The organism is Pseudomonas sp. A-1 (assembly GCF_004801855.1).
Taxonomy (GTDB): domain Bacteria; phylum Pseudomonadota; class Gammaproteobacteria; order Pseudomonadales; family Pseudomonadaceae; genus Geopseudomonas.
This window is the reverse complement of sequence record NZ_SSTC01000073.1, coordinates 1-21699: the sequence shown is the minus strand read 5'-3', so window position 1 is coordinate 21699 and position 21699 is coordinate 1. Positions and strand designations below refer to the sequence as shown.

Here is a 21699-nt window from a genome sequence, read left to right as displayed (position 1 = left end):
CGGGGCCGGCGGAGTCGCCGTCAGGGCGGGCGGGGTCGCCGGCAGGGCCAGAGCCGCCGGATCGGCGGCGGCTGGCTCGGCACCCTCACCGCCGGCCTCGGCCGGGATCGGCGCCAGCGTCGGCTCGCCCTGCAGGGCCTCGGCCACCGCCTGGTCTTCGGGTTCGTCGAGCGGGTGCAGCTCGGTGGTGCCGTCGGCGCTCTCCACCTCGATGTGCTTGAGGCCGAGCGCGCCGAGGTCGGCCAGACGCTCCGGACGCTCCTGCCACCAGAAGTAGCCGAGCACCAGCAGCAGCAGTAGCAGCACGGCGCTGGCCAGGCGCAGCACGGTGCGCGACAGGCGCAGCGGCTCGGGCACATGGCCGAGGCTGTGCACGGTGCTGCCGGTGGCGTCGGTGCCAGTGTAGTGGTCGAAGATGCCGACCAGTTCGGCCTGGTCGAGGCCGAGCAGCTTGGCATAGGCCCGCACGTAGCCACGGGCGAAGGTGTGCCCGGGCAGGCGGTCGAACTCGCCGGCTTCCAGCTGGGCCAGGGAATGAGCGGTCAGGTTGAGCTGGGCGGCCACCTCGGCCAGCTGCCAGCCCTTCTCCTCCCGCGCCTGGCGGAGGATTTCGCCAGGATTGCTGCGCGAGGACGCGCCCACCGCTTCGATGTGCGACATGGTCATTGTTGCTCCGCGAGATATTGCCGGTATTCAGCGGTGCCCGGGTACAGGCGACGCAGCTGCATGGCGTAGTTGGAAGCGCGGTCGCGATCCTCGAAGACCTTGGCCAGGCGGATGCCGAGCAGCAGGCTGCGGGCGTCCTGCGGCCCCTTGAGGGCCAGGTAGCGCTCGTAGTAGCCGCGCGCCGGCACGTACTGGCGGTCCTCGAACGACAGCTGGGCCATCTCCAGCAGCACGCGCGGCTGGTTGCGGTTCAGGCGCAGCGACTTCTCGAAGTGCTGCAACGCCTGCGGGCGCTGGCCGAGCCGCAGCGAGGTCAGGCCGAGGTTCTCGTAGACCCGCGAGCGCTCCGGATAGAGGTTGTCCTCCGCGGCCTCCTGGAAGCGCGCGTAGGCGTCCTGGTAGCGCTGCTGCTCGAACAGGAAGCTGCCGTAATTGTTGAGGATGCGCGCATCGCGGCGCGCCGACAGCGCCTTGCGGTAATGCTCGTCGGCCAGCGTGGGCTCCATCTCAGTCTGGAACACCAGGGCCAGCGCGGCGTGGGCGTCGGCATTGGAGGCGTCCAGCTCCAGCGCCTGCTTGAGCGGCACCTTGGCCTGCTCGGTATTGCCCTTCTGCAGGTAGCCGATGCCCAGCTTGACATAGGCATCGCGCGCCGCCTCACGACCCTCGGCGGTCTTCAGCGGGTCCTGATGCCCCGTCGACACGCAGGCGGTCAGCAGGCCGCCGAGCAGCAGGACCATCGTGGTACGCAACAGCATCATGCACGAACTCCCTCGTCAGTTTCCCGGTGCGACGGAACGGGGCTGGTCGCCTTCGCTCTCCAGCTGGCGCACCGCGATGTAGCGCTCGCTGCGCCGGGTGCGATCCTGCACCTGGCCGACCAGCTGACCGCAGGCAGCATCGATGTCGTCGCCGCGGGTGGTGCGCACGGTGACGTTGTGCCCGGCGTGGTGCAGCAGGTCCTGGAAGCGGCGGATGGCATTGTTGCTCGGCCGCTCGTAACCGGAATGGGGGAACGGATTAAACGGAATCAGGTTGATCTTGCAAGGAAAATCCTTGAGCAGCGCGATCATCTGCGCCGCATGCTCGGGCTGGTCGTTGACGTCCTTGAGCAGGGTGTACTCGACGGTGAGCACGCGCTTCTCGCCGAGGCCGGAGATGTAGCGCTTGCAGGCGTCCAGCACCACGGCCAGCGGGTACTTCTTGTTGATCGGCACCAGCTGGTTGCGCAGCTCGTCGTTGGGCGCGTGCAGCGACAGCGCCAGGGACACGTCGATCACCTTGGCCAGCTCGTCGATCATCGGCGCGACGCCCGAGGTGGACAGGGTCACCTTGCGCTTGGAGATGCCGTAGCCGAGGTCGTCCATCATGATCTGCATGGCGGCGACCGCGTTGTCGAAGTTCAGCAGCGGCTCGCCCATACCCATCATCACCACGTTGGTGATGGCGCGGTCGATCTTGGCCGGCACGGTGCCGAACGACTTGTTGGCGATCCACACCTGGCCGATGATCTCGGCGCTGGTCAGGTCGCTGTTGAAACCCTGCTTGCCGGTCGAGCAGAAGCTGCAGTCCAGCGCGCAGCCGGCCTGCGAGGACACGCACAGGGTGCCGCGGCCGCCCTGCGGGATGTACACGGTCTCGACGCAACTGCCGGACGCCACGCGCACCACCCACTTGCGGGTGCCGTCGCTGGAGATGTCCTCGCTGACGATCTCGGGACCGCGGATCTCGGCACAGGCCTTGAGCTTTTCGCGCAGGGCCTTGCCGAGATTGGTCATGGCGTCGAAGTCTTCGGCGCCAAAGTGGTGAATCCATTTCATCACCTGGCCGGCCCGGAAGCGCTTCTCGCCGATGGACTCGAAGAACCGTTCCAGCTGCGGCTGGGTCAGCCCCAGCAGGTTAACCTTGCCAGTCGTTGCAGTCATGGATTCACCCTCACCGTTCCGCGCTTAGCGGATGCGGTTGCACAGCTCGGTAGCGGAGAAGAAGTAGGCGATCTCGCGGGCAGCGGAGGCCTCGGAGTCGGAACCGTGCACGGCGTTCTCGTCGATGGAGACGGCGAAGTCGGCGCGGATGGTGCCGGCAGCGGCTTCCTTCGGGTTGGTGGCGCCCATCAGCTCGCGGTTCTTGGCGACGGCGTTCTCGCCTTCCAGCACCTGGACGATGACCGGACCGGAGGTCATGAAGGCGACCAGATCCTTGAAGAAGCCGCGCTCGCTGTGCTCGGCGTAGAAGCCGGCGGCTTCGCGCTCGGACAGCTGGACCATCTTGGAAGCGACGACGCGCAGGCCGGCCTTCTCGAAACGGGTGGTGATTTCGCCGATCACGTTCTTGGCGACGGCATCGGGCTTGATGATGGAGAAGGTGCGTTGCAGGGCCATGGAATAACTCCGGAAGGCAGGGTTGACGGTTAAACCGGAGCGCGCCGCCATCGGCAGGCGAGGCAGCGCGCAGGAAGTCCGATAAACGAAACCCGCGGATTATACGCGGGTTGCTGTGAAATGCGTACCGGCGCGCCGGGTGGTGCCCCTGCGCGGGGGCAGCGGTGGAAAATCGCGGTGCGCGTTTTCCACCCTGCCGCCTGGAGCCCGGCGCTTACTCGGCCTCTTCGATCCAGGCCGCCTGGATGGCCTCCAGCACCTTCTCGCCGCCGCGCAGGGGATCGTCGGCGAACTCCGGCAGGGCCATCACCCAGCTGTGCAGGTCGACGAAGTTGACGTAGCGCGGATCGACCTCCGGCTTGCTGTCGGCCAGCTGGATGGCGATCTCCAGCACATCGGTCCATTTCAGGCTCATGGGGCGGCTCCGCAGTCAGTGGCTCTCGTTGACCTGGTTGATGGTGTACTTGGGAATCTCCACCACCAGATCCTCCTTGCCGACCCGCGCCTGGCAGGACAGCCGCGACTCAGGCTCCAACCCCCAGGCCTTGTCGAGCATGTCGTCCTCCAGTTCGTCGGACGGCTCCAGCGAATTGAAGCCCTCGCGCACGATCACGTGGCAGGTGGTGCAGGCGCAGGACATCTCGCAGGCGTGCACGATGTCGATGTCGTTGCGCAGCGCGGCCTCGATGATGGTCTCGCCGGTCTTGGCCTCGACCACCGCGCCCTCCGGGCAATGCTCGGCGTTGGGCAGAAAGACGATCTGCGGCATGGCTTATTCCTCGATTTCGTTGAGCTGGCGACCGGCCAGGGCGGCCTTGACGCTGGCGTCCATGCGCCGGGCGGCGAAGGCGTCGGTGACCTGGGACAGGCGGCGCACCTGGCGCTCGATGGCAGCGGTATCGCTGCTGGCTGCCAGTTCGCGCAGGACCTGCATTTCGTGGTCAATCATGGTGCGCTCGTCGGCCTCCAGCAGGCGCTCGCCGTCGGCGGCCAGCGCCGCCTGCACGGCCTCGAGCAGGCGCTCGGCCTCGACCTGCTGCTCGCGCAGGGCGCGGGCGGCCTTGTCTTCGCCGGCGTGGGCGAAGGAGTCCTGCAGCATGCGGGCGATCTCGGTGTCGCTGAGACCGTAGGACGGCTTGACCTGGATGCTCGCCTCGACGCCGGAGCTCAGCTCGCGGGCGGATACGCTGAGCAGGCCGTCGGCGTCGACCTGGAAGGTCACGCGGATCTTCGCCGCGCCGGCGACCATCGGCGGGATGCCGCGCAGCTCGAAGCGCGCCAGCGAACGGCAGTCGCTGACCAGCTCGCGCTCGCCCTGCAACACATGGATCATCATGGCCGTCTGGCCATCCTTGTAGGTGGTGAACTCCTGGCCGCGCGCCACCGGGATGGTGGTGTTGCGCGCGATCACCTTCTCCATCAGCCCGCCCATGGTCTCCAGACCCAGCGACAGCGGGATGACGTCGAGCAGCAGCAGTTCCTCGCCCTGCTTGTTGCCAGCCAGGGTGTCGGCCTGGATGGCGGCGCCGATGGCCACCACCTCGTCGGGGTCGATGTCGGTCAGCGGGGTGCGGCCGAACAGCTCGCCCACCGCCTCGCGCACGCGCGGCACGCGGGTCGAGCCGCCGACCATGACCACCGCCTCGACCTCGTCCAGCTCGATGCCGGCGTCGCGCACCGCGCGGCGGCAGGCCTTGAGGCTGCGCGCCAGCAGCGGCTCGATCAGCGCGTCGAACTGCGCGCGGCTCAGCGTGCCGGACCAGTCGCCGTGACTGACGGTCACTTCCCCGGCATCGGTCAGCGCTTCCTTGGCGGCGCAGGCGACCTGCAGCAGGTGGCGCTGGGCGCCCGGATCGAGGTCGGCGGACAGCCCGGCCTGCTCGATGATCCAACCGGCGATGGCGTGGTCGAAGTCGTCGCCGCCGAGGGCGCTGTCGCCGCCGGTGGCCAGCACCTCGAACACGCCGCGGGTCAGGCGCAGGATGGAGATGTCGAAGGTGCCGCCACCCAGGTCGTAGATGGCGATCACGCCCTCGGCGCCCTTGTCCAGGCCGTAGGCCACCGCCGCGGCGGTCGGCTCGTTGAGCAGACGCAGCACGTTGAGGCCGGCCAGGCGCGCGGCGTCTTTGGTGGCCTGGCGCTGGGCGTCGTCGAAGTAGGCCGGCACGGTGATCACCGCGCCGACCAGCTCGCCGCCGAGGGTGGCCTCGGCGCGCTCGCGCAGGGCGCGCAGGATGTCGGCGGAGACCTCCACCGGGCTCTTTGGCCCCTGCACGGTGTCGATGAACGGCATCTGCGAGTCGCCGGCGACGAAGCGGTAGGGCAACTGCTGGCCGAGCTGCTTGACGTCGGCCAGGCCGCGCCCCATCAGGCGCTTGACCGAGATGACGCTGTTCAGCGGATCGCCGGCGGCGGCAGCGACGGCGGCATGGCCGACCTCGATGCCTTCGGCCAGGTAGCGCACCGCGGAAGGCAGGATGACCCGCCCCTGCGCATCCGGCAGCGGTGCGGTACGGCCGCTGCGCACGGCAGCGACCAGGGAATTGGTGGTGCCGAGGTCGATGCCCACCGCCAGGCGACGCTGGTGCGGCTGGGGGCTCTGTCCCGGTTCGGCAATCTGCAGTAGGGCCATGGTCTTCGCGTTATCAGGCACCTCCCTCGCAGGAGGCGCGGGTTAATCGTCGAGGCGCTCTTCCAGCTCGCGGACCTCGAGGGCCAGCTTGTCGAGGAACTGCATGCGGCGCATCAGGCGCTCGGCCTGCTCGCGTTCGGCGGGATCGTCCCAGCAGGCGGTGAAGCCCTGTTCCAGCTCGGCCTGGGCAGCCTTGAGACGGCGCTTGAAGGCGGCCACCCCGGCCAGGTCGGCGCTGTCCTGCAGCTCCTCCAGCTCCTCGCGCAGCTGCATCTGCTGCAGGAGGAACGCCGGATCCTGCACGGTGGCCTCCAGCGGCACCTGTTCGCCGCGCAGGCCGAGCAGGTAGCGGGCGCGCCGGCTCGGGCTCTTCAGCGTCTGGTAGGCGTCGTTGAGCTGCGCGGCACGCTCCAGCGCCTGGCGCTGTTCGCGCGCCGGAGCATCGGCGAAGCGGTCCGGATGGGTCTCGTGGGCCAGCTCGCGGTAGCGCACCGCGAGCTGGTCGAGATCGAGGACGAAGGCCGGCTGCAGGTCGAACAGGGCGAAGTGGCAGGTGCTCACGGCAGGCCTCAGACGTTGAAGCTTTCGCCGCAGCCGCACTCGCTGCGCACGTTGGGGTTGTTGAACTTGAAGCCTTCGTTCAGCCCCTCGCGGGTGAAGTCGAGTTCGGTGCCGTCCAGGTAGGACAGGCTCTTCGGGTCGATGAACACCTTGACCCCGAAGCTCTCGAACACCAGGTCCTCGGATGCCTGCTCATCGACGAACTCCAGCACGTAGGCCAGACCGGAGCAGCCGGTGGTGCGCACCCCGAGACGGATGCCCTCACCCTTGCCCCGCCCTTCCAGCGAGCGGCGAACGTGTTGTGCGGCGGCTTCGGTCATGCTGATGGCCATGGACGTGCTCCTCAGATCAGGCCTTTCTTCTGCTTGTAGTCACGCACGGCCGCCTTGATGGCGTCCTCGGCGAGCACCGAGCAGTGGATCTTCACCGGCGGCAGGGCCAGTTCCTCGGCCAGCTGGGTGTTCTTGATGCTTTCGGCCTCGTCCAGGGTCTTGCCCTTCATCCACTCGGTGGCCAGGGAGCTGGAGGCGATCGCCGAGCCGCAGCCGTAGGTCTTGAACTTGGCGTCCTCGATGACGCCCTCGTCGTTGACCTTGATCTGCAGGCGCATCACGTCGCCGCAGGCCGGGGCGCCGACCATGCCGGTGCCGACGTCCGGGTCTTCCGCGTCCATCTTGCCGACGTTGCGCGGGTTTTCGTAGTGGTCGATGACCTTGTCGCTGTATGCCATGGCGGTATTCCTCGCTGAATCGGTACGGCGTCAGTGCGCCTGCCACTCGACCTTGGACAGGTCGACGCCTTCTTTGAACATGTCCCACAGCGGCGACAGCTCGCGCAGCTTGGTCACCGCCTCGCGCACCTTGGCGGCGGCGTAGTCGACTTCCGCCTCGGTGGTGAAGCGGCCGAAGGTGAAGCGGATCGAGCTGTGCGCCAGTTCGTCGTTGCGGCCCAGGGCGCGCAGCACGTAGGACGGCTCCAGGGAGGCCGAGGTGCAGGCCGAGCCGGAGGACACGGCGAGGTCCTTGAGCGCCATGATCAGCGACTCGCCCTCGACGTAGTTGAAGCTCAGGTTGAGGTTGTGCGGCACGCGCTGCTCGCGGCAGCCGTTCAGATAGACCTCTTCCATGCCTTCCAGGTGGGCCAGGAAACGCTCGGCCAGCGCCTTGATGCGCCCGTTCTCGGCGGCCATCTCTTCCTTGGCGATGCGGAAGGCCTCGCCCATGCCGACGATCTGGTGGGTGGCCAGGGTGCCCGAGCGCATGCCGCGCTCGTGACCGCCGCCGTGCATCTGCGCCTCGAGGCGCACGCGCGGCTTGCGGCGCACGTAGAGCGCGCCGATGCCCTTGGGACCGTAGGTCTTGTGCGCGGAGAAGGACATCAGGTCGACCTTCATCGCTTCCAGGTCGATCGCCACCTTGCCGGTGGACTGCGCCGCGTCGACGTGGAACAGGATGCCGCGGGCGCGGGTCAGCTCGCCGATGGCGGCGATGTCGTTGATGGTGCCGATCTCGTTGTTGACGTGCATCACCGAGACCAGGATGGTGTCGTCGCGCAGCGCCGCCTCGACCATCGCCGGGGTGATGATGCCGTCCTCGCCCGGCTCCAGGTAGGTGACCTCGAAGCCTTCGCGCTCCAGCTGGCGGGTGGTGTCCAGCACCGCCTTGTGCTCGATCTTCGAGGTGACGATGTGCTTGCCCTTGCTGGCGTAGAAGTGCGCGACACCCTTGATCGCCAGGTTGTCGGACTCGGTGGCGCCGGAGGTCCAGACGATCTCGCGCGGGTCGGCGTTGACCAGTTCGGCCACCTGGCGGCGGGCGTTCTCCACCGCCTCCTCGGCCTTCCAGCCGAACAGGTGGGAGCGCGAGGCCGGGTTGCCGAAGTTGCCGTCCATGGTCAGGCACTCGCACAGCTTCTGCGCCACGCGCGGATCGGCCGGCGTGGTCGCGGAATAATCCAGGTAGATCGGCAATTTCATCAGGTCTCTCCTGTCAGGCTGGCAACCGCGGCATCAGTCGATGGCGGACGCTTCGATCTTTTCAAGCGGGCTGGACGGCATCCCCTTGCCTTGCAGGCAACGCTGATCCTGGCGCTGCGCGACGCTCTGCACTTCCTGGTTGCGCACCAGGTCGGCCAGGCTGATGCCGCTGAGGAATTCGTGGATCCGGTCGCTCAGGCCGCACCACAGGTGGTGGGTCAGGCAGGTATCGCCTTCGTGGCAGCCGCCGAGACCCTGGCAGCGGGTGGCGTCGACCGACTCGTTGACGGCGTCGATGACCTGGGCCACGTCGATGCTGGCCATGTCGCGCGACAGCTGATAGCCGCCGCCCGGGCCGCGCACGCTGGTGACCAGACTGCCGCGCCGCAGCTTGGCGAACAGCTGTTCGAGATAGGACAGGGAAATGCCCTGGCGCTCGGAAATGTCGGCGAGGGACACCGGCCCGTTCTGCGCATGCAGCGCGAGATCGAGCATGGCTGTCACGGCGTAACGGCCCTTGGTGGTCAGTCGCATGGGCTTGCACCACGATGATTCGGAAAGTGCGCAGAGTATGCAGTTTTCCGAGCAAAGCAGTCAACTAAAAGACCGAGCGTTTCAGTCGGAATAGCCTGACCGCATAGCGGAGCCGGGGATCTTATAGCAGTTCCCCGGCCCGCGCACCTCAATCGTGCGCCCGCGGCGGTGCCGGCTCGGCCTGGCCGGCGGCATCGACGGCCGCCGGCTTGACCCCGGCGAAGTCCTCGTCGCGCAGCGCCGGCAGCTCCTTGGCGCAGTAGTCGCTGCCCAGCGCGGTGAGCGCCTTGCACATGCCTTCCAGGCGCCCGTCGACCGCCTGCAGGTGATCGAGCAGCTGGCCGATGGCGCGCGCCACCGGATCGGGCATGTCCTCGCTGACGCCGTAGGCATCGAAGCCGATCTTCTCGGCCATCGCCTTGCGCCGCGCTTCCTGCTCGTCATCGGCCTTGACGATGATCCGCCCGGGAATGCCCACCGCGGTGGCGCCCGCCGGCACGGCGCGAGTGACCACCGCATTGGAGCCGATCTTGGCGCCGGCGCCGACGGTGAACGGACCGAGGATCTTCGCCCCGGCGCCGACGATCACGCCGTCCTCCAGGGTCGGATGGCGCTTGCCCTTGTTCCAGCTGGTGCCGCCCAGGGTCACGCCGTGGTAGAGGGTGACGTCGTCGCCGATCTCGGCGGTCTCGCCGATGACGATGCCCATGCCGTGATCGATGAAGAAGCGCCGGCCGATCCGCGCCCCCGGATGGATCTCGATGCCGGTCAGCCAGCGGCTGAGGTGCGAGACGAAGCGCGCCAGCAGCTTCCAGTCGGCGCTCCACAGCCAGTGCGCCACGCGATGCAGCCAGATGGCGTGCAGGCCGGGGTAGCAGACCAGCACCTCGAGGGTGTTTCGTGCCGCCGGGTCGCGATGGAACACGCTCTGGATGTCTTCTCGCATGCGCTCGAACATCAGTCATTTCTCCGCTTGTGCGACTCGCCGCGGGCCGCCTTCTGGGTTTCGGTGAGGATACCGCGCAGGATGTTCATTTCCAGCTTGCTGATGCCGGCCCGGCCGTACAGGCGCCGCAGGCGCGCCATCAGGTGGCGCGGCTTCTCGGGATCGAGGAAGTCGATCGCCACCAGGGTCTCCTCGAGGTGCCTATAGTACAGCTCCAGCTCGTCGGCGGTGACCGGCACCGCATCGAGCATGGCGGTGGTCTCCAGCTTCTCCACCTTGGTCGGCCGCCCCTGGCGGGCCAGCCAGTCCATGCGCACCTCGTAGGCCAGCACCTGCACCGCGGTGGCCAGGTTCAGCGAACTGAACTCGGGATTGGAGGGGATGTGCACGTGGTACTGGCAGCGCTGCAGCTCCTCGTTGGTCAGCCCGGCGTACTCGCGGCCGAACACCAGCGCCACCTCGCCGCCCAGCTCGACGTGCTCGAGGCTCTTCTGCGCGCACTCGCGCGGATCGAGCAGCGGCCAGGGAATGCGCCGGTCGCGCGCGCTGGTGCCGAGCACCAGGCTGCAGCCGGCCAGCGCCTGCTCCAGCGTGTCGACCACCGCCGCCGCCTCGAGGATGTCGGTGGCGCCGGAGGCCCGTGCGTTGGCCTCGCCGCTGGGAAATTCCTCGGGCTGCACCAGCACCAGTTTCGACAGACCCATGTTCTTCATGGCCCGCGCCGTCCCGCCGATGTTGCCCGGATGGCTGGTATTGACCAGCACCACGCGAATCCTGTCGAGCACGCTCGCTCTCCCACCATGAACCTGAAAAGGAGCCGAATCTTACCCAAGCGTCGCCGCCGGCGCCACGCGCCCTTCATGGCGAGGGCTTTTCTGCTAGAATGGCCGGCTTTCTTTAACAGCCCAGGTGACCCCTCCATGCAGCCCATGCTGAATATCGCGCTGCGCGCGGCCCGCAGTGCCGGCGAACTCATCTTCCGCTCGATCGAACGCCTGGATGCACTCTCGGTCAACGAGAAGGACGCCAAGGACTACGTGACCGAGGTCGACCGCGCGGCCGAGCAGACCATCATCAGCGTGCTGCGCAAGGCCTACCCCAACCACGGCATCCTCGCCGAGGAAAGCGGGCTGCAGCCGGGCCAGGGCGACGGCGCCGACTACCTGTGGGTCATCGACCCGCTGGACGGCACCACCAACTTCATCCACGGCCTGCCGCACTTCGCGGTGAGCATCGCCTGCAAGTACCGCGGCCGCGTCGAGCACGCCGTGGTCCTCGACCCGGTGCGCCAGGAGGAGTTCACCGCCAGCCGCGGCCGCGGCGCGGCGCTCAACGGCCGGCGCATCCGCGTCAGCAACCGCAAGGGCCTGGAAGGCGCCCTGCTCGGCACCGGCTTCCCGTTCCGCGACAGCCAGCTCGACCACCTGGACAGCTATCTGGGCATGTTCCGTAGCCTGGTCGGCCAGACCGCCGGCATCCGCCGCGCCGGCGCCGCCAGCCTGGACCTGGCCTACGTCGCCGCCGGGCGCTTCGACGCCTTCTGGGAGTTCGGCCTGTCCGAGTGGGACATGGCGGCCGGCGCCCTGCTGGTGCAGGAAGCCGGCGGCCTGACCAGCGACTTCACCGGCGGCCACGAGTTCCTCGACAAGGGCCACATCGTCGCCGGCAACACCAAATGCTTCAAGGCCGTGCTGACCGCCATCCAGCCGCACCTGCCGCCGGCGCTCAAGCGCTGAGAGCGCTGCGCCAGAAGAACCCGGCCCTGGTGCCGGGTTTTTTATCGCCGACAGAAAGCCGGACATGAAAAAAGCGCCCAAGGGCGCTTTCTTCATGGGCGAGGCGCAGCTTACGGCCGCTCGTCGACCGCGTCCTCGACCACCGGCGGGATCAGGTCCTCGCGGGTCAGCTTCAGCCAGATCAGGCAGATGCTGGCGATGTACACGGAGGAGTAGGTACCCGCGCCCACGCCGATCAGCAGCGCCAGGGAGAAACCCCACAGGTTCTCGCCGCCGAACACCATCAGCGCCACCACTGCCAGCAGGGTCGAGATCGAGGTGGCCAGGGTGCGCAGCAGGGTCTGCGTGGTGGAGATGTTGATGTTGTCGATCAGTTCGGTCTTGCGCAGCAGGCGGAAGTTCTCGCGGATGCGGTCGAACACCACGATGGTGTCGTTCAGCGAGTAGCCGATGATCGCCAGCACCGCCGCCAGCACGGTCAGGTCGAAGGGGATCTCGAAGAAGCTGAACACCCCAAGGGTGACGATCACGTCGTGGATCAGCGAGACGATGGCGCCGAAGCCGAACTTCCACTGGAAGCGGAAGGCCACGTAGACCAGGATGCCGCCGAGGGCCAGCAGCATGCCCAGGCCACCCTGGTCGCGCAGCTCCTCGCCCACCTGCGGGCCGACGAACTCGACGCGCTTGAGGGTGAAAGGCGTATCGGCACTGACCTTGCGCAGGCCTTCCGCCAGCTGGTTGCCCAGCAGCGGATCATCGCCCTGCAGGCGCACCAGCACGTCGGTGGTGGCGCCGAAGCTCTGCACCACCGCATCCGGATAGCCGGCCTCGCGCAGCTGGCCACGCACCTTGTCGAGCTGCGCCGGCTGCTCGTAGGCCAGCTCGACCAGGGTGCCGCCGGTAAAGTCGAGGCCGAAGTTCAGCCCCTTGATCGCCAGACTGGCCAGCGAAGCCAGGGTCAGCAGCACGGTCAGCGCGAAGGCGACGTGCCGGATGCCCATGAAGTTAATCACACGTTTCATTCAGGCAGTCCTCAGATCCACAGCTTCTTGAGATTGCGGCCACCGTAGAGCACGTTGACCATCGCACGAGTCACATAGATCGCGGTGAACATGGAGGTCAGGATGCCCAGCGACATGGTCACGGCGAAGCCCTTGATCGGACCGGTACCCATGGCGAACAGGATGGCGCCGACCAGCAGGGTGGTCAGGTTGCCGTCGAGAATCGCCGAGAAGGCGCGGTCGAAGCCCTCGTGGATCGCGCGCTGGATCGCCATGCCGTTGGCGATCTCCTCGCGGATACGCGAGAAGATCAGCACGTTGGCGTCCACCGCCATGCCCATGGTCAGCACGATACCGGCGATGCCGGGCAGGGTCAGGGTCGCGCCGAGCAGCGACATCAGCGCCAGCAGCACCACCATGTTGAAGCCCAGCGCCACGGTGGCGAGGATGCCGAAGAACTTGTAGATGGCAACGATGAACAGGGCGACGAACAGGAAGCCCCACAGCGACGCCTGGATGCCCAGCTCGATGTTCTCGGCGCCCAGGCTCGGGCCGATGGTGCGTTCCTCGGCGAAGTACATCGGCGCAGCCAGGCCGCCGGCGCGCAGCAGCAGGGCCAGCTCGGAGGACTCGCCCGGACCGTCGAGGCCGGTGATGCGGAAGCTGTTGCCGAGCGCCGACTGGATGGTCGCCAGGCTGATCACCTGCTTCTCCTCCTTGAAGGCGGAAACCGGCACTTCCTTCTCCACACCGTCGACCATCTGCTTGACGTAGCGGGTCACCGGCTTCTGCTCGATGAACACCACCGCCATGCTGCGGCCGACGTTGTTGCGGGTGGCGCGGTTCATCAGCTCGCCGCCGTGGCCGTCGAGGCGGATGTTGACCTGCGGCCGGCCGTTCTCGTCGAAGCTGGCCTGGGCGTCGGTGACCTGGTCGCCGGTGATGATCACGCTGCGTTCGAGCTGGACCGGCGGACGACCCTCCTGGCGGAAGTCGAAGGATTCGGTGCTGGCGCGCGGGGCGTCGGCCTCGGCGGCCAGGCGGAACTCGAGGTTGGCGGTCTTGCCGAGGATGCGCTTGGCTTCGGCGGTGTCCTGCACGCCCGGCAGCTCGACGACGATGCGGTTGGCGCCCTGGCGCTGCACCAGCGGCTCGGCGACGCCCAGCTCGTTGACCCGGTTGCGCACGGTGGTGAGGTTCTGCTTGATCGAGTACTCGCGGATTTCCGCCAGCTTGGTCTGGGTCAGCGCCAGGCGCAGCACCTGCAGGCCGTTGCGCTCGCTGCGCTGCACGTCGAAGTCCGGGAAGTCCTTGCGGATCACCCGCTCGGCCTGCTCCGCGGCGGCGGCGTCGCTGAAGCCGAGCTGGATGGCGCCGTCCTGCTGCGGCAGCGAACGGTAGCGCTGGCGCTCCTTGCGCAGCAGGCTCTTCACCTCGCTCTCGTAGACCTTCAGGCGCGCGTCCACGGCCTTGTCCATGTCCACTTCGAGGAGGAAGTGCACGCCACCGGAGAGGTCCAGGCCCAGCTTCATCGGGCTGGCACCCAGGCTGCGCAGCCAGTCGGGGGTGGTCTGCGCCAGGTTCAGCGCCACCACGTAGTCATCGCCGAGGGCGCGGCGCACCACGTCCTTGGCCGGCAGCTGGTCTTCCTGGCGGGTCAGGCGCAGCAGCGCACCCTTGTCGCCGAGACTGCTGGCCTTGACCGCGATGCCGGCGTCCTTGAGCGCCTGCTCGGCGCGGGCGACATCGGCCTGCTCGATCTTCAGCGCGGTGCTGGCGCCGGTGAGCTGGATGGCCGGATCGTCGGGATACAGGTTGGGCGCGGAATAGATGAAGCCGATCCCGAGCACCACGAGGATCAGCAGATATTTCCACAGGGGATACTTGTTGAGCATGACACAGCCCGTTTGCAACACGGGGCACCTTGCGTGCCCCGTGAATTTAGGAAGGAGGAAAACTCAGATCGCCTTCAGAGTGCCCTTGGGCAGGGTGGCGGCAATGGCCATCTTCTGGAACTTCAGCTCGACGCTGTCGGAAACCTCGAGTACCACGAAGTCGTCGGCGACCTTGACCACCTTGCCGGCGATGCCGCCGGAGGTCACCACCTCGTCACCCTTCTGCAGGCCGGCGAGCAGGTTCTTGTGCTCCTTGGCGCGCTTGGCCTGGGGACGCCAGATCAGCAGGTAGAAGATGACCACGAAGCCGGCCAGCATCAGGAACTGCATGTACTCGCCACCCGGCGGGGCTCCGGCCGGAGCGGCGTCGGCGGCATGGGCGGCGGCGATCAGAAAGCTCATGTACTACTCCTGTAGCAAGATCTGCAAAAGGGTGGAATCAGTCCAGCGGCGGAACCGGCAGGCCGCGTCGCGCATAGAAGTCGGCGACAAAGGCGGCCAATGTACCTTGGGCGATGGCATCGCGTAAACCGGCCATCAGGCGCTGATAATGTCGCAAGTTGTGAATGGTATTCAGCATGCTACCCAGCATTTCGCCGCATTTATCCAGATGATGCAGGTAGGCGCGGGAGAAATTGCGACAGGTGTAGCAGTCGCAGGCCGGATCCAGCGGCGCGTCGTCCTGCTTGTGCACGGCGTTGCGGATCTTGATCACCCCGGTCTCGGTGAACAGGTGGCCGTTGCGCGCGTTGCGCGTCGGCATCACGCAGTCGAACATGTCGACGCCGCGGCGCACGCCCTCGACCAGATCCTCGGGCTTGCCGACGCCCATCAGGTAGCGCGGCTTGTCGGCCGGCAGCTGCGGGGGCAGGAAGTCGAGGATGCGGATCATGTCCTCCTTGGGCTCGCCCACCGACAGGCCGCCGATGGCCAGACCGTCGAAGCCGATCTCCAGCAGGCCTTCCAGCGAGCGCAGGCGCAGCTCCTCGTGCATGCCGCCCTGGACGATGCCGAACAGCGCCGAGGGGTTGCCCTCGTGGGCGTTCTTCGAGCGCTTCGCCCAGCGCAGCGACAGCTCCATGGACTTGCGGGCGGTGTCGAAGTCGGCGGGGTACGGCGTGCATTCGTCGAAGATCATCACGATGTCCGAGCCCAGCTCGCGCTGCACCTGCATCGACTCCTCGGGCCCCATGAACACCTTGGCGCCGTCCACCGGCGAGGCGAAGTACACACCCTCCTCCTTGATCTTGCGCATCGCGCCCAGGCTGAACACCTGGAAGCCGCCGGAGTCGGTGAGGATCGGCCCGTGCCACTGCATGAAGTCGTGCAGATCGCCGTGCTTCTTGATCACCTCGGTGCCCGGGCGCAGCCACAGGTGGAAGGTGTTGCCGAGGATGATCTGCGCGCCGATCGCCTCGACGTCGCGCGGCAGCATGCCCTTGACCGTACCGTAGGTGCCGACCGGCATGAACGCCGGGGTCTCGACCACCCCGCGGGGGAAGGTCAGGCGGCCGCGACGGGCCTTGCCGTCGGTGGCCAGCAGCTCGAAGGACATGTGGCTCATGGGGTTTCCTCGGGGCCGCGCGGGGCGGGATTGCGGGTGATGAACATGGCGTCGCCGTAGCTGAAGAAGCGGTAGCCCTCTTCCACCGCCGCGCGGTAGGCGGCCATGGTCTCGGAGTAGCCGGCGAAGGCCGACACCAGCATCAGCAGGGTCGACTCGGGCAGGTGGAAATTGGTGACCAGGGCGTCGACCACGTGGAACGGCCGCCCGGGGTAGAGAAAGATGTCGGTGTCGCCGGAAAACGCCTTCAGCTCGCCATCACGCGCCGCGGATTCCAGCGAGCGCACGCTGGTGGTGCCCACCGCGATCACCCGGCCGCCGCGCGCCCGGCAGGCGTTCACCGCATCCACCACGTCCTGGCCGACCTGCAGCCACTCGCTGTGCATGTGGTGGTCCTCGATGCGCTCGACGCGTACCGGCTGGAAGGTGCCAGCGCCGACGTGCAGGGTGACGAAGGCGGTGTCCACGCCCTTTTCGCGGATCGCGGCGAGCAGACCATCGTCGAAGTGCAGGCCGGCGGTGGGCGCGGCCACCGCACCGGCCTTGCCCTTGTCGGAGTAGACGGTCTGGTAGCGCTCGCGGTCGGCGTCCTCGTCGGGGCGGTCGATGTACGGCGGCAACGGCATGTGGCCCACGCGCTCGAGCAGCACCAGCACCGGCTCGGCGAAGCGCAGCTCGAACAGCGCGTCGTGGCGGGCGAGCATCTCGGCCTCGCCGCCGCCGTCGATGTGGATCAGGCTGCCCGGCTTGGGCGACTTGCTGGCACGCACATGGGCCAGCACGCGCCGCTCGTCGAGCAGGCGCTCGACGAGGATCTCCAGGCGACCGCCGGAGGCCTTCTGGCCGAACAGCCGCGCCGGGATCACCCGGGTGTCGTTGAACACCATCAGGTCGCCGGGACGCAGGTAGTCCAGCAGGTCGGGGAACTGGCGGTGGCGGATCTCGCCGCTCGGGCCGTCCAGCACCAGCAGGCGGCTGGCGCGGCGCTCGGCCAGCGGGTGGCGCGCGATCAGCCGGTCGGGAAGCTCGAAATGGAAGTCTGCAACACGCATCGGGGGACTCTCGAAAGGCCGCACAGCTTACCGGAAATGCCCCCGGCCCGCCACGCACCGGGGCCGTGCCAGAGCGCGCAAAGCCCCCTACTTATCGAGGGTTTTGATTCGACTAAAGAAGAACGGCAGCTGCAAACCCCGCATGTCAGGATAACGACATCCCTGATCAGTCCATGTTCCACAAGAACGCCGGGCACCCCAACCATAAAAAGTTAACTTGAGGTGACCCACGCGTGCGCGTGGCTCCCTCGCGACACGATTTCAGGAGCCCCAATGTCCGCCCGCAACATTCTGGTGATCAACTGCGGCAGCTCGTCCATCAAGTTCGCCCTGGTGAACGAAGCGCAGAGCAGCTTCCCGCTGCAGGGCCTGGCCGAACGCCTCGGCAGCCCGGAAGCCGTCATCCACTTCGAGAGCGCCGCCGGCAAGGAGAGCGTGAACGTTCCGGATGCCGACCACCAGGCCGCCCTCGCGCAGATCCTGCCGCGCGTCGAGGAGGCCGCCGGCGGCCATCTGGACGGCATCGGCCATCGCGTGGTGCACGGCGGCGAGAAGTTCTTCGCCTCCACCCTGCTCAACGACAGCACCCTGGCCGGCATCGAGGCCAACATCCAGCTGGCGCCGCTGCACAACCCGGCCAACCTGAGCGGCATCCACGCGGCGATCAACCTGTTCCCCGAACTGCCGCAGGTCGGCGTGTTCGACACCGCCTTCCACCAGAGCATGCCGGCGCACGCCTATCGCTACGCGGTGCCGGAGTTCCTCTACACAGAGCACGGCGTGCGCCGCTACGGCTTCCACGGCACCAGCCACCGCTACGTCAGCAAGCGCGCCGCCGAGCTGGCCGGCCTGCCGGTGGAGAACAGCAGCTGGCTGGTCGCCCACCTGGGCAACGGCTGCTCGACCTGCGCGGTGGTCAACGGCGAAAGCCGCGACACCAGCATGGGCCTGACCCCGCTGGAAGGCCTGGTGATGGGCACCCGCAGCGGCGACGTCGACCCCAGCCTGCACAACTTCCTGCACAACACCCTGGGCTGGGACCTGGCCAAGATCGACGCCATGCTCAACAAGGAAAGCGGCCTGAAGGGCCTGTCCGGCCTGTCCAACGACATGCGCACCCTGGCCGAAGCCCGCCAGGCCGGCCACCCGGGCGCCGTGCTGGCCTTCGAGGTGTTCTGCTACCGCCTGGCCAAGTCGCTGGCCGCCATGTCCTGCGCCCTGCCGCAGCTGGACGGTCTGGTGTTCACCGGCGGCATCGGCGAGAACTCCGCCGCCGTGCGCGAGCGCACCCTGGACCACCTCAAGGTGTTCCGCTTCAAGGTCGACGCCGAGGCCAATGCCCGCTGCACCCGCGGCGTGGCCGGCGAGATCCAGGCCGAGGGCAGCCCGCGCATCATGGTCGTGCCGACCAACGAGGAGCGCCAGATCGCCCTCGACACCCTCGCCCTGCTCGACGCCTGAGCCCGAGCGACTCCGTATGCCGAGCGGAGACTGAGCAAGCGCCGAAACCCGACTGCCTCCCGGCGTCGGGTTTCGTCTTGCTGGCCCCGCCCGAACCCGCCTTCTAGAGTCTGAGCACCCAGCTCCCCCAAGGAGAAACCATGCACACTCTGTTCCTCGCTCCCACCGGCTTCGGCGGTGGTCTCAACTCCGTCAGCCTCGGCCTGATCCGCGCCCTCGAGCAGGCCGGCCTGAAGGTCGGCTTCTTCAAGCCGATCGCCCAGCCCTTCCCGATCGACCAGGGCCAGGAGCGCTCCTGCCTGCTGGTCGAGCGCACCCTGAACCTCGCCAGCCCCGAACCGCTGCCGCTGGCCCAGGTCGAGCGCCAGCTGGCCGACGGCGAGCTGGACCTGCTGCTCGAGGAAGTGGTCAAGCGCTTCCAGCAGGCCGCCGCCGGCAAGGACGTGGTGATCGTCGAGGGCATGGTGCCGACCCGCGACTCCGACTACACCGCACGCATCAACGCCCAGTTGGCCAAGAGCCTCGACGCCGAAGTGATCCTGGTCGCCGCCCAGGGCAGCGAGAGCCTCAAGCAGCTGGCCGAGCGCATCGAGATCCAGGCCCAGCTGTTCGGTGGCGCCCGTGATCCCAAGGTGCTCGGCACCATCCTCAACAAGGTCAACAGCGACGAGGGCGTGCCGGTCTTCGTCGAGGCGCTCAAGCAGCAGCTGCCGCTGCTCGGCAGCGAGACCTTCCAACTGCTCGGCGCCGTGCCGTTCAACGCCGAACTCAACGCCCTGCGCACCAGCGACATCGCCGGAGCCCTCGGCGCCCGCGTGCTGAGCGCCGGCGAAGCCGCCCAGCGCCGCGTGCAGAAGATCATCCTGGCCGCCCGCACCGTGCCGAACATGACCCACCTGCTGCAGCCGGGCGTGCTGGTGGTCACCCCGGGCGATCGCGACGACATCATCCTCGCCGCCTGCCTGGCCGCGCTGAACGGCGTCAAGCTGGCCGGCCTGCTGCTGACCGGCGACTTCGGCCCGGACCAGCGCATCCTCGACCTGTGCAAGGCGGCGCTGGACAGTGGCCTGCCGGTGCTCAGTGTCGGTACCGGCTCGTTCGAGACCGCCAGCAACCTGTCCGGCCTCAACAAGGAAACCCCGGCCGACGACATCGAGCGCGCCAGCCGCGTCACCGAGTTCGTCGCCCAGCACCTGCACCCGGAGTTCCTGCACACCCGCTGCAGCCTGCCGCGCGAGCTGCGCATGTCGCCGGCGGCGTTCCGCTACCAGCTGGTCAAGCGCGCCCAGGACGCCGACAAGCGCATCGTCCTGCCCGAGGGCGACGAGCCGCGCACCGTGCGCGCCGCGGCGATCTGCCAGGAGCGCGGCATCGCCCGCTGCGTGCTGCTGGCCAAGCCCGAGGCCGTCGAGGCGGTGGCCCGCGAGCAGGGCATCGTCCTGCCGGCTGGCCTCGAGATCCTCGATCCGGAGGTGATCGCCGAGCAGTACGTCGCGCCGATGTGCGAACTGCGCAAGTCCAAAGGCCTCACTCCCGAGCAGGCCCGCGAGCAGCTCAAGGACACCGTGGTGATCGGCACCATGATGCTGGCCCTCGACGAGGTCGACGGCCTGGTCTCCGGCGCGGTGCACACCACCGCCAACACCATCCGCCCGGCCCTGCAGCTGATCAAGACCGCGCCGGGCTACAACCTGGTGTCCTCGGTGTTCTTCATGCTGCTGCCCGACCAGGTGCTGGTCTACGGCGACTGCGCGGTGAACCCCAACCCGAGCGCCACCGAGCTGGCCGAGATCGCCCTGCAGAGCGCCGAGTCCGCCGTGGCCCTGGGCGTCAACCCTCGCGTGGCGATGATCAGCTACTCCACCGGCAGCTCCGGCGCCGGCGCCGAGGTGGAGAAGGTCGCCGAAGCCACCCGCATCGCCCAGGAGCGCGCCCCGCAGCTGCCGATCGACGGCCCGCTGCAGTACGACGCCGCCTCGGTGCTCAGCGTCGGCAAGCAGAAGGCGCCGAACAGCAAGGTCGCAGGGCAGGCCACCGTGTTCGTGTTCCCCGACCTGAACACCGGTAACACCACCTACAAGGCGGTGCAGCGCAACGCCAACTGCCTGAGCGTCGGCCCGATGCTGCAGGGCCTGGCCAAGCCGGTGAACGACCTGTCGCGCGGCGCGCTGGTGGACGACATCGTCTTCACCATCGCCCTGACCGCCCTGCAGGCCGCCAGCCAGGCCGCGCAGAAGGCCGCCGCCCAGGGCGAGCTGATCGAGGCCTGATCCGCCCCGACCGGCGGAGCCCGGGGTTGGCGCAACGGTCGATTGACCGCCCGTCGCGCCAACCCTATACTCCGCGGCCATTGCCTCGATGGCGGAATCGGTAGACGCAGCGGATTCAAAATCCGCCGCTGGCGACAGCGTAAGAGTTCGAGTCTCTTTCGAGGCACCACATAGTGAAGAAACCCGCTCAGGCGGGTTTTTTTACGCCTGAAATCCTTGCAAGCGAGCCTGCCATGCCCAAACACCAGCTGCGCCCGCAGGGCGATTTCCCCCGCGCCGGCCTGATCCGCCGCCTGGCCGCGATGTTCTACGACTTCCTGCTCTGCGTGGCGCTGATCATGGTGGTCGGCCTGATCTACCAGCAGGGCATCCTGCGCCTGGTCTATGGCAGCGAGCAGTTGCTGGCCCTGTCGCAGGCCGGTGCGCTGGACAACGACCCGATCCTCGGCAGCCTGCTGCTGATCACCCTGTTCGCCTTCTTCGCCAAGTTCTGGACCCACAACGGTCAGACCCTCGGCATGCAGGTGTGGGGCGTGCGCATCCAGAACCGCGACGGCAGCGCCATCGACCTGTGGCAGGCGCTGCTGCGCTTCTTCATCGCCATCGGCTCCTGGCTGCCCTGCGGCCTCGGCTACCTGTGGATGCTGTGGGACAAGGACCAGCTGACCTGGCACGACCGCTACTCGGAAAGCGTGGTGGTGCAGTTGCCCAAGCGCAAGAAGACCTGAGCACGGGACGCTAGACTGCCAGCACGCCCCGGCCGCTCCACGGCGCTGCGGGCGCGCCGGGAGGCTCCGTCATGCACCGTTCGCCGTCCTGGCTGCTCGCGCCGGGGCTGATCCTGCTCAGTGCCTGCGCGCAGCAGCCGCCCGTCCCCGCCGACAGCTGCGCGGCACTGTTCGCCGCCTTCCACGCCGCCACCGCCGCCAACCGCGACACCCAACAGCACCGCCTCGCCGCCTTCCCCGGCCTGCGCAGCGACCGCCTGCTGGCGGCCCTCGGCCCCGCGGCCGCCACGCCCGCCG

Annotated in this window: 24 protein-coding genes and 1 tRNA gene; 6 read left to right on the top strand and 19 right to left on the bottom strand. The window is 67.9% G+C overall.

The annotated features are described in order from the left end of the window. The 14 genes from E5198_RS15715 to trmJ form a co-directional block, all read right to left on the bottom strand. Positions 1–666, bottom strand: a 666-nt coding sequence (locus E5198_RS15715; RefSeq protein ID WP_136490939.1) for a RodZ family helix-turn-helix domain-containing protein, incomplete at its 3' end; no start/stop codon positions are given. Then, complete coding sequence (gene pilW / locus E5198_RS15710; protein WP_136490941.1) at positions 663–1424, bottom strand: type IV pilus biogenesis/stability protein PilW; 762 nt, start codon at positions 1422–1424, stop codon at positions 663–665. The genes pilW and E5198_RS15715, both read right to left, overlap by 4 nt. Positions 1425–1442: 18 nt before the next feature. Further along, positions 1443–2591 (bottom strand): 23S rRNA (adenine(2503)-C(2))-methyltransferase RlmN, encoded by a 1149-nt coding sequence (rlmN, locus tag E5198_RS15705; protein WP_136490938.1) that lies wholly within the window; start codon positions 2589–2591, stop codon positions 1443–1445. Positions 2592–2615: 24 nt separating this feature from the next. Beyond that, a complete protein-coding gene (gene ndk, locus E5198_RS15700; RefSeq protein WP_136490937.1) occupies positions 2616–3047 on the bottom strand; it encodes a nucleoside-diphosphate kinase in 432 nt (143 codons plus the stop codon). Between the two features lie 214 nt (positions 3048–3261). Next, positions 3262–3462 carry a Fe-S cluster assembly protein IscX gene (iscX, locus tag E5198_RS15695; protein WP_136490936.1) on the bottom strand — a complete coding sequence of 67 codons (201 nt, stop codon included), beginning with the start codon at positions 3460–3462 and terminating at the stop codon, positions 3262–3264. Between the two features lie 15 nt (positions 3463–3477). Then, positions 3478–3816 (bottom strand): ISC system 2Fe-2S type ferredoxin, encoded by a 339-nt coding sequence (fdx, locus tag E5198_RS15690; protein ID WP_136490935.1) that lies wholly within the window; start codon positions 3814–3816, stop codon positions 3478–3480. Between the two features lie 3 nt (positions 3817–3819). Continuing rightward, positions 3820–5679: a Fe-S protein assembly chaperone HscA gene (hscA, locus tag E5198_RS15685; protein ID WP_136490934.1), complete on the bottom strand. Its 1860-nt coding sequence runs from the start codon at positions 5677–5679 to the stop codon at positions 3820–3822. Between the two features lie 42 nt (positions 5680–5721). Then, on the bottom strand, positions 5722–6240 hold the full coding sequence (hscB, locus tag E5198_RS15680) for a co-chaperone HscB (protein ID WP_136490933.1): 519 nt from the start codon (positions 6238–6240) through the stop codon (positions 5722–5724). A gap of 8 nt (positions 6241–6248) precedes the next feature. Next, positions 6249–6572: an iron-sulfur cluster assembly protein IscA gene (gene iscA / locus E5198_RS15675; protein ID WP_136490932.1), complete on the bottom strand. Its 324-nt coding sequence runs from the start codon at positions 6570–6572 to the stop codon at positions 6249–6251. 11 nt (positions 6573–6583) lie between these two features. Next, on the bottom strand, positions 6584–6970 hold the full coding sequence (gene iscU, locus E5198_RS15670) for a Fe-S cluster assembly scaffold IscU (protein WP_136490931.1): 387 nt from the start codon (positions 6968–6970) through the stop codon (positions 6584–6586). A 30-nt stretch (positions 6971–7000) separates the two neighbouring features. Continuing rightward, on the bottom strand, positions 7001–8215 hold the full coding sequence (locus tag E5198_RS15665; protein WP_136490930.1) for an IscS subfamily cysteine desulfurase: 1215 nt from the start codon (positions 8213–8215) through the stop codon (positions 7001–7003). Between the two features lie 33 nt (positions 8216–8248). Next, the gene (gene iscR, locus E5198_RS15660; RefSeq protein WP_136490929.1) at positions 8249–8749 is read right to left on the bottom strand and encodes a Fe-S cluster assembly transcriptional regulator IscR; all 501 of its coding nucleotides are present in this window, start codon (positions 8747–8749) and stop codon (positions 8249–8251) included. Between the two features lie 148 nt (positions 8750–8897). Beyond that, positions 8898–9707 carry a serine O-acetyltransferase gene (gene cysE, locus E5198_RS15655; RefSeq protein WP_136490928.1) on the bottom strand — a complete coding sequence of 270 codons (810 nt, stop codon included), beginning with the start codon at positions 9705–9707 and terminating at the stop codon, positions 8898–8900. Continuing rightward, a complete protein-coding gene (gene trmJ / locus E5198_RS15650; protein ID WP_136490927.1) occupies positions 9707–10480 on the bottom strand; it encodes a tRNA (cytosine(32)/uridine(32)-2'-O)-methyltransferase TrmJ in 774 nt (257 codons plus the stop codon). The genes cysE and trmJ overlap by 1 nt, the downstream gene beginning before the upstream one ends. Positions 10481–10615: 135 nt before the next feature. Here trmJ and suhB point away from each other — a divergent pair, with 135 nt between their 5' ends. Beyond that, positions 10616–11431, top strand: a complete 816-nt coding sequence (gene suhB / locus E5198_RS15645) for an inositol-phosphate phosphatase (RefSeq protein WP_136490926.1) — start codon at positions 10616–10618, stop codon at positions 11429–11431. 110 nt (positions 11432–11541) lie between these two features. On the opposite strand, the gene secF is transcribed toward suhB, so the two are convergent. The 5 genes from secF to queA all read right to left on the bottom strand — a co-directional run bounded on the left by secF (position 11542) and on the right by queA (position 16943). Next, positions 11542–12453, bottom strand: a complete 912-nt coding sequence (gene secF, locus E5198_RS15640; protein WP_136490925.1) for a protein translocase subunit SecF — start codon at positions 12451–12453, stop codon at positions 11542–11544. A gap of 11 nt (positions 12454–12464) precedes the next feature. After that, a complete protein-coding gene (gene secD, locus E5198_RS15635; protein WP_136490924.1) occupies positions 12465–14327 on the bottom strand; it encodes a protein translocase subunit SecD in 1863 nt (620 codons plus the stop codon). Positions 14328–14390: 63 nt separating this feature from the next. After that, the gene (yajC, locus tag E5198_RS15630) at positions 14391–14729 is read right to left on the bottom strand and encodes a preprotein translocase subunit YajC (RefSeq protein ID WP_136490923.1); all 339 of its coding nucleotides are present in this window, start codon (positions 14727–14729) and stop codon (positions 14391–14393) included. A gap of 37 nt (positions 14730–14766) precedes the next feature. Beyond that, on the bottom strand, positions 14767–15882 hold the full coding sequence (gene tgt, locus E5198_RS15625; RefSeq protein WP_136490940.1) for a tRNA guanosine(34) transglycosylase Tgt: 1116 nt from the start codon (positions 15880–15882) through the stop codon (positions 14767–14769). A 5-nt stretch (positions 15883–15887) separates the two neighbouring features. Then, positions 15888–16943, bottom strand: a complete 1056-nt coding sequence (gene queA, locus E5198_RS15620) for a tRNA preQ1(34) S-adenosylmethionine ribosyltransferase-isomerase QueA (protein ID WP_136490922.1) — start codon at positions 16941–16943, stop codon at positions 15888–15890. 273 nt (positions 16944–17216) lie between these two features. Here queA and E5198_RS15615 point away from each other — a divergent pair, with 273 nt between their 5' ends. From E5198_RS15615 to E5198_RS15595, 5 genes are all read left to right on the top strand, one after another. Beyond that, on the top strand, positions 17217–18404 hold the full coding sequence (locus E5198_RS15615) for an acetate kinase (RefSeq protein ID WP_136490921.1): 1188 nt from the start codon (positions 17217–17219) through the stop codon (positions 18402–18404). Positions 18405–18544: 140 nt separating this feature from the next. Then, positions 18545–20674, top strand: coding sequence for a phosphate acetyltransferase (pta, locus tag E5198_RS15610; protein WP_136490920.1), 2130 nt, complete (start codon positions 18545–18547; stop codon positions 20672–20674). Positions 20675–20756: 82 nt separating this feature from the next. Then, positions 20757–20843: transfer RNA gene (locus E5198_RS15605), tRNA-Leu, on the top strand. Positions 20844–20907: 64 nt separating this feature from the next. After that, entirely contained in the window at positions 20908–21402 is a 495-nt protein-coding gene (locus E5198_RS15600) for an RDD family protein (protein WP_136490919.1), read from the top strand. A 71-nt stretch (positions 21403–21473) separates the two neighbouring features. Further along, the coding region (locus tag E5198_RS15595) for a hypothetical protein (RefSeq protein ID WP_136490918.1) at positions 21474–21699 on the top strand (226 nt) is incomplete at its 3' end.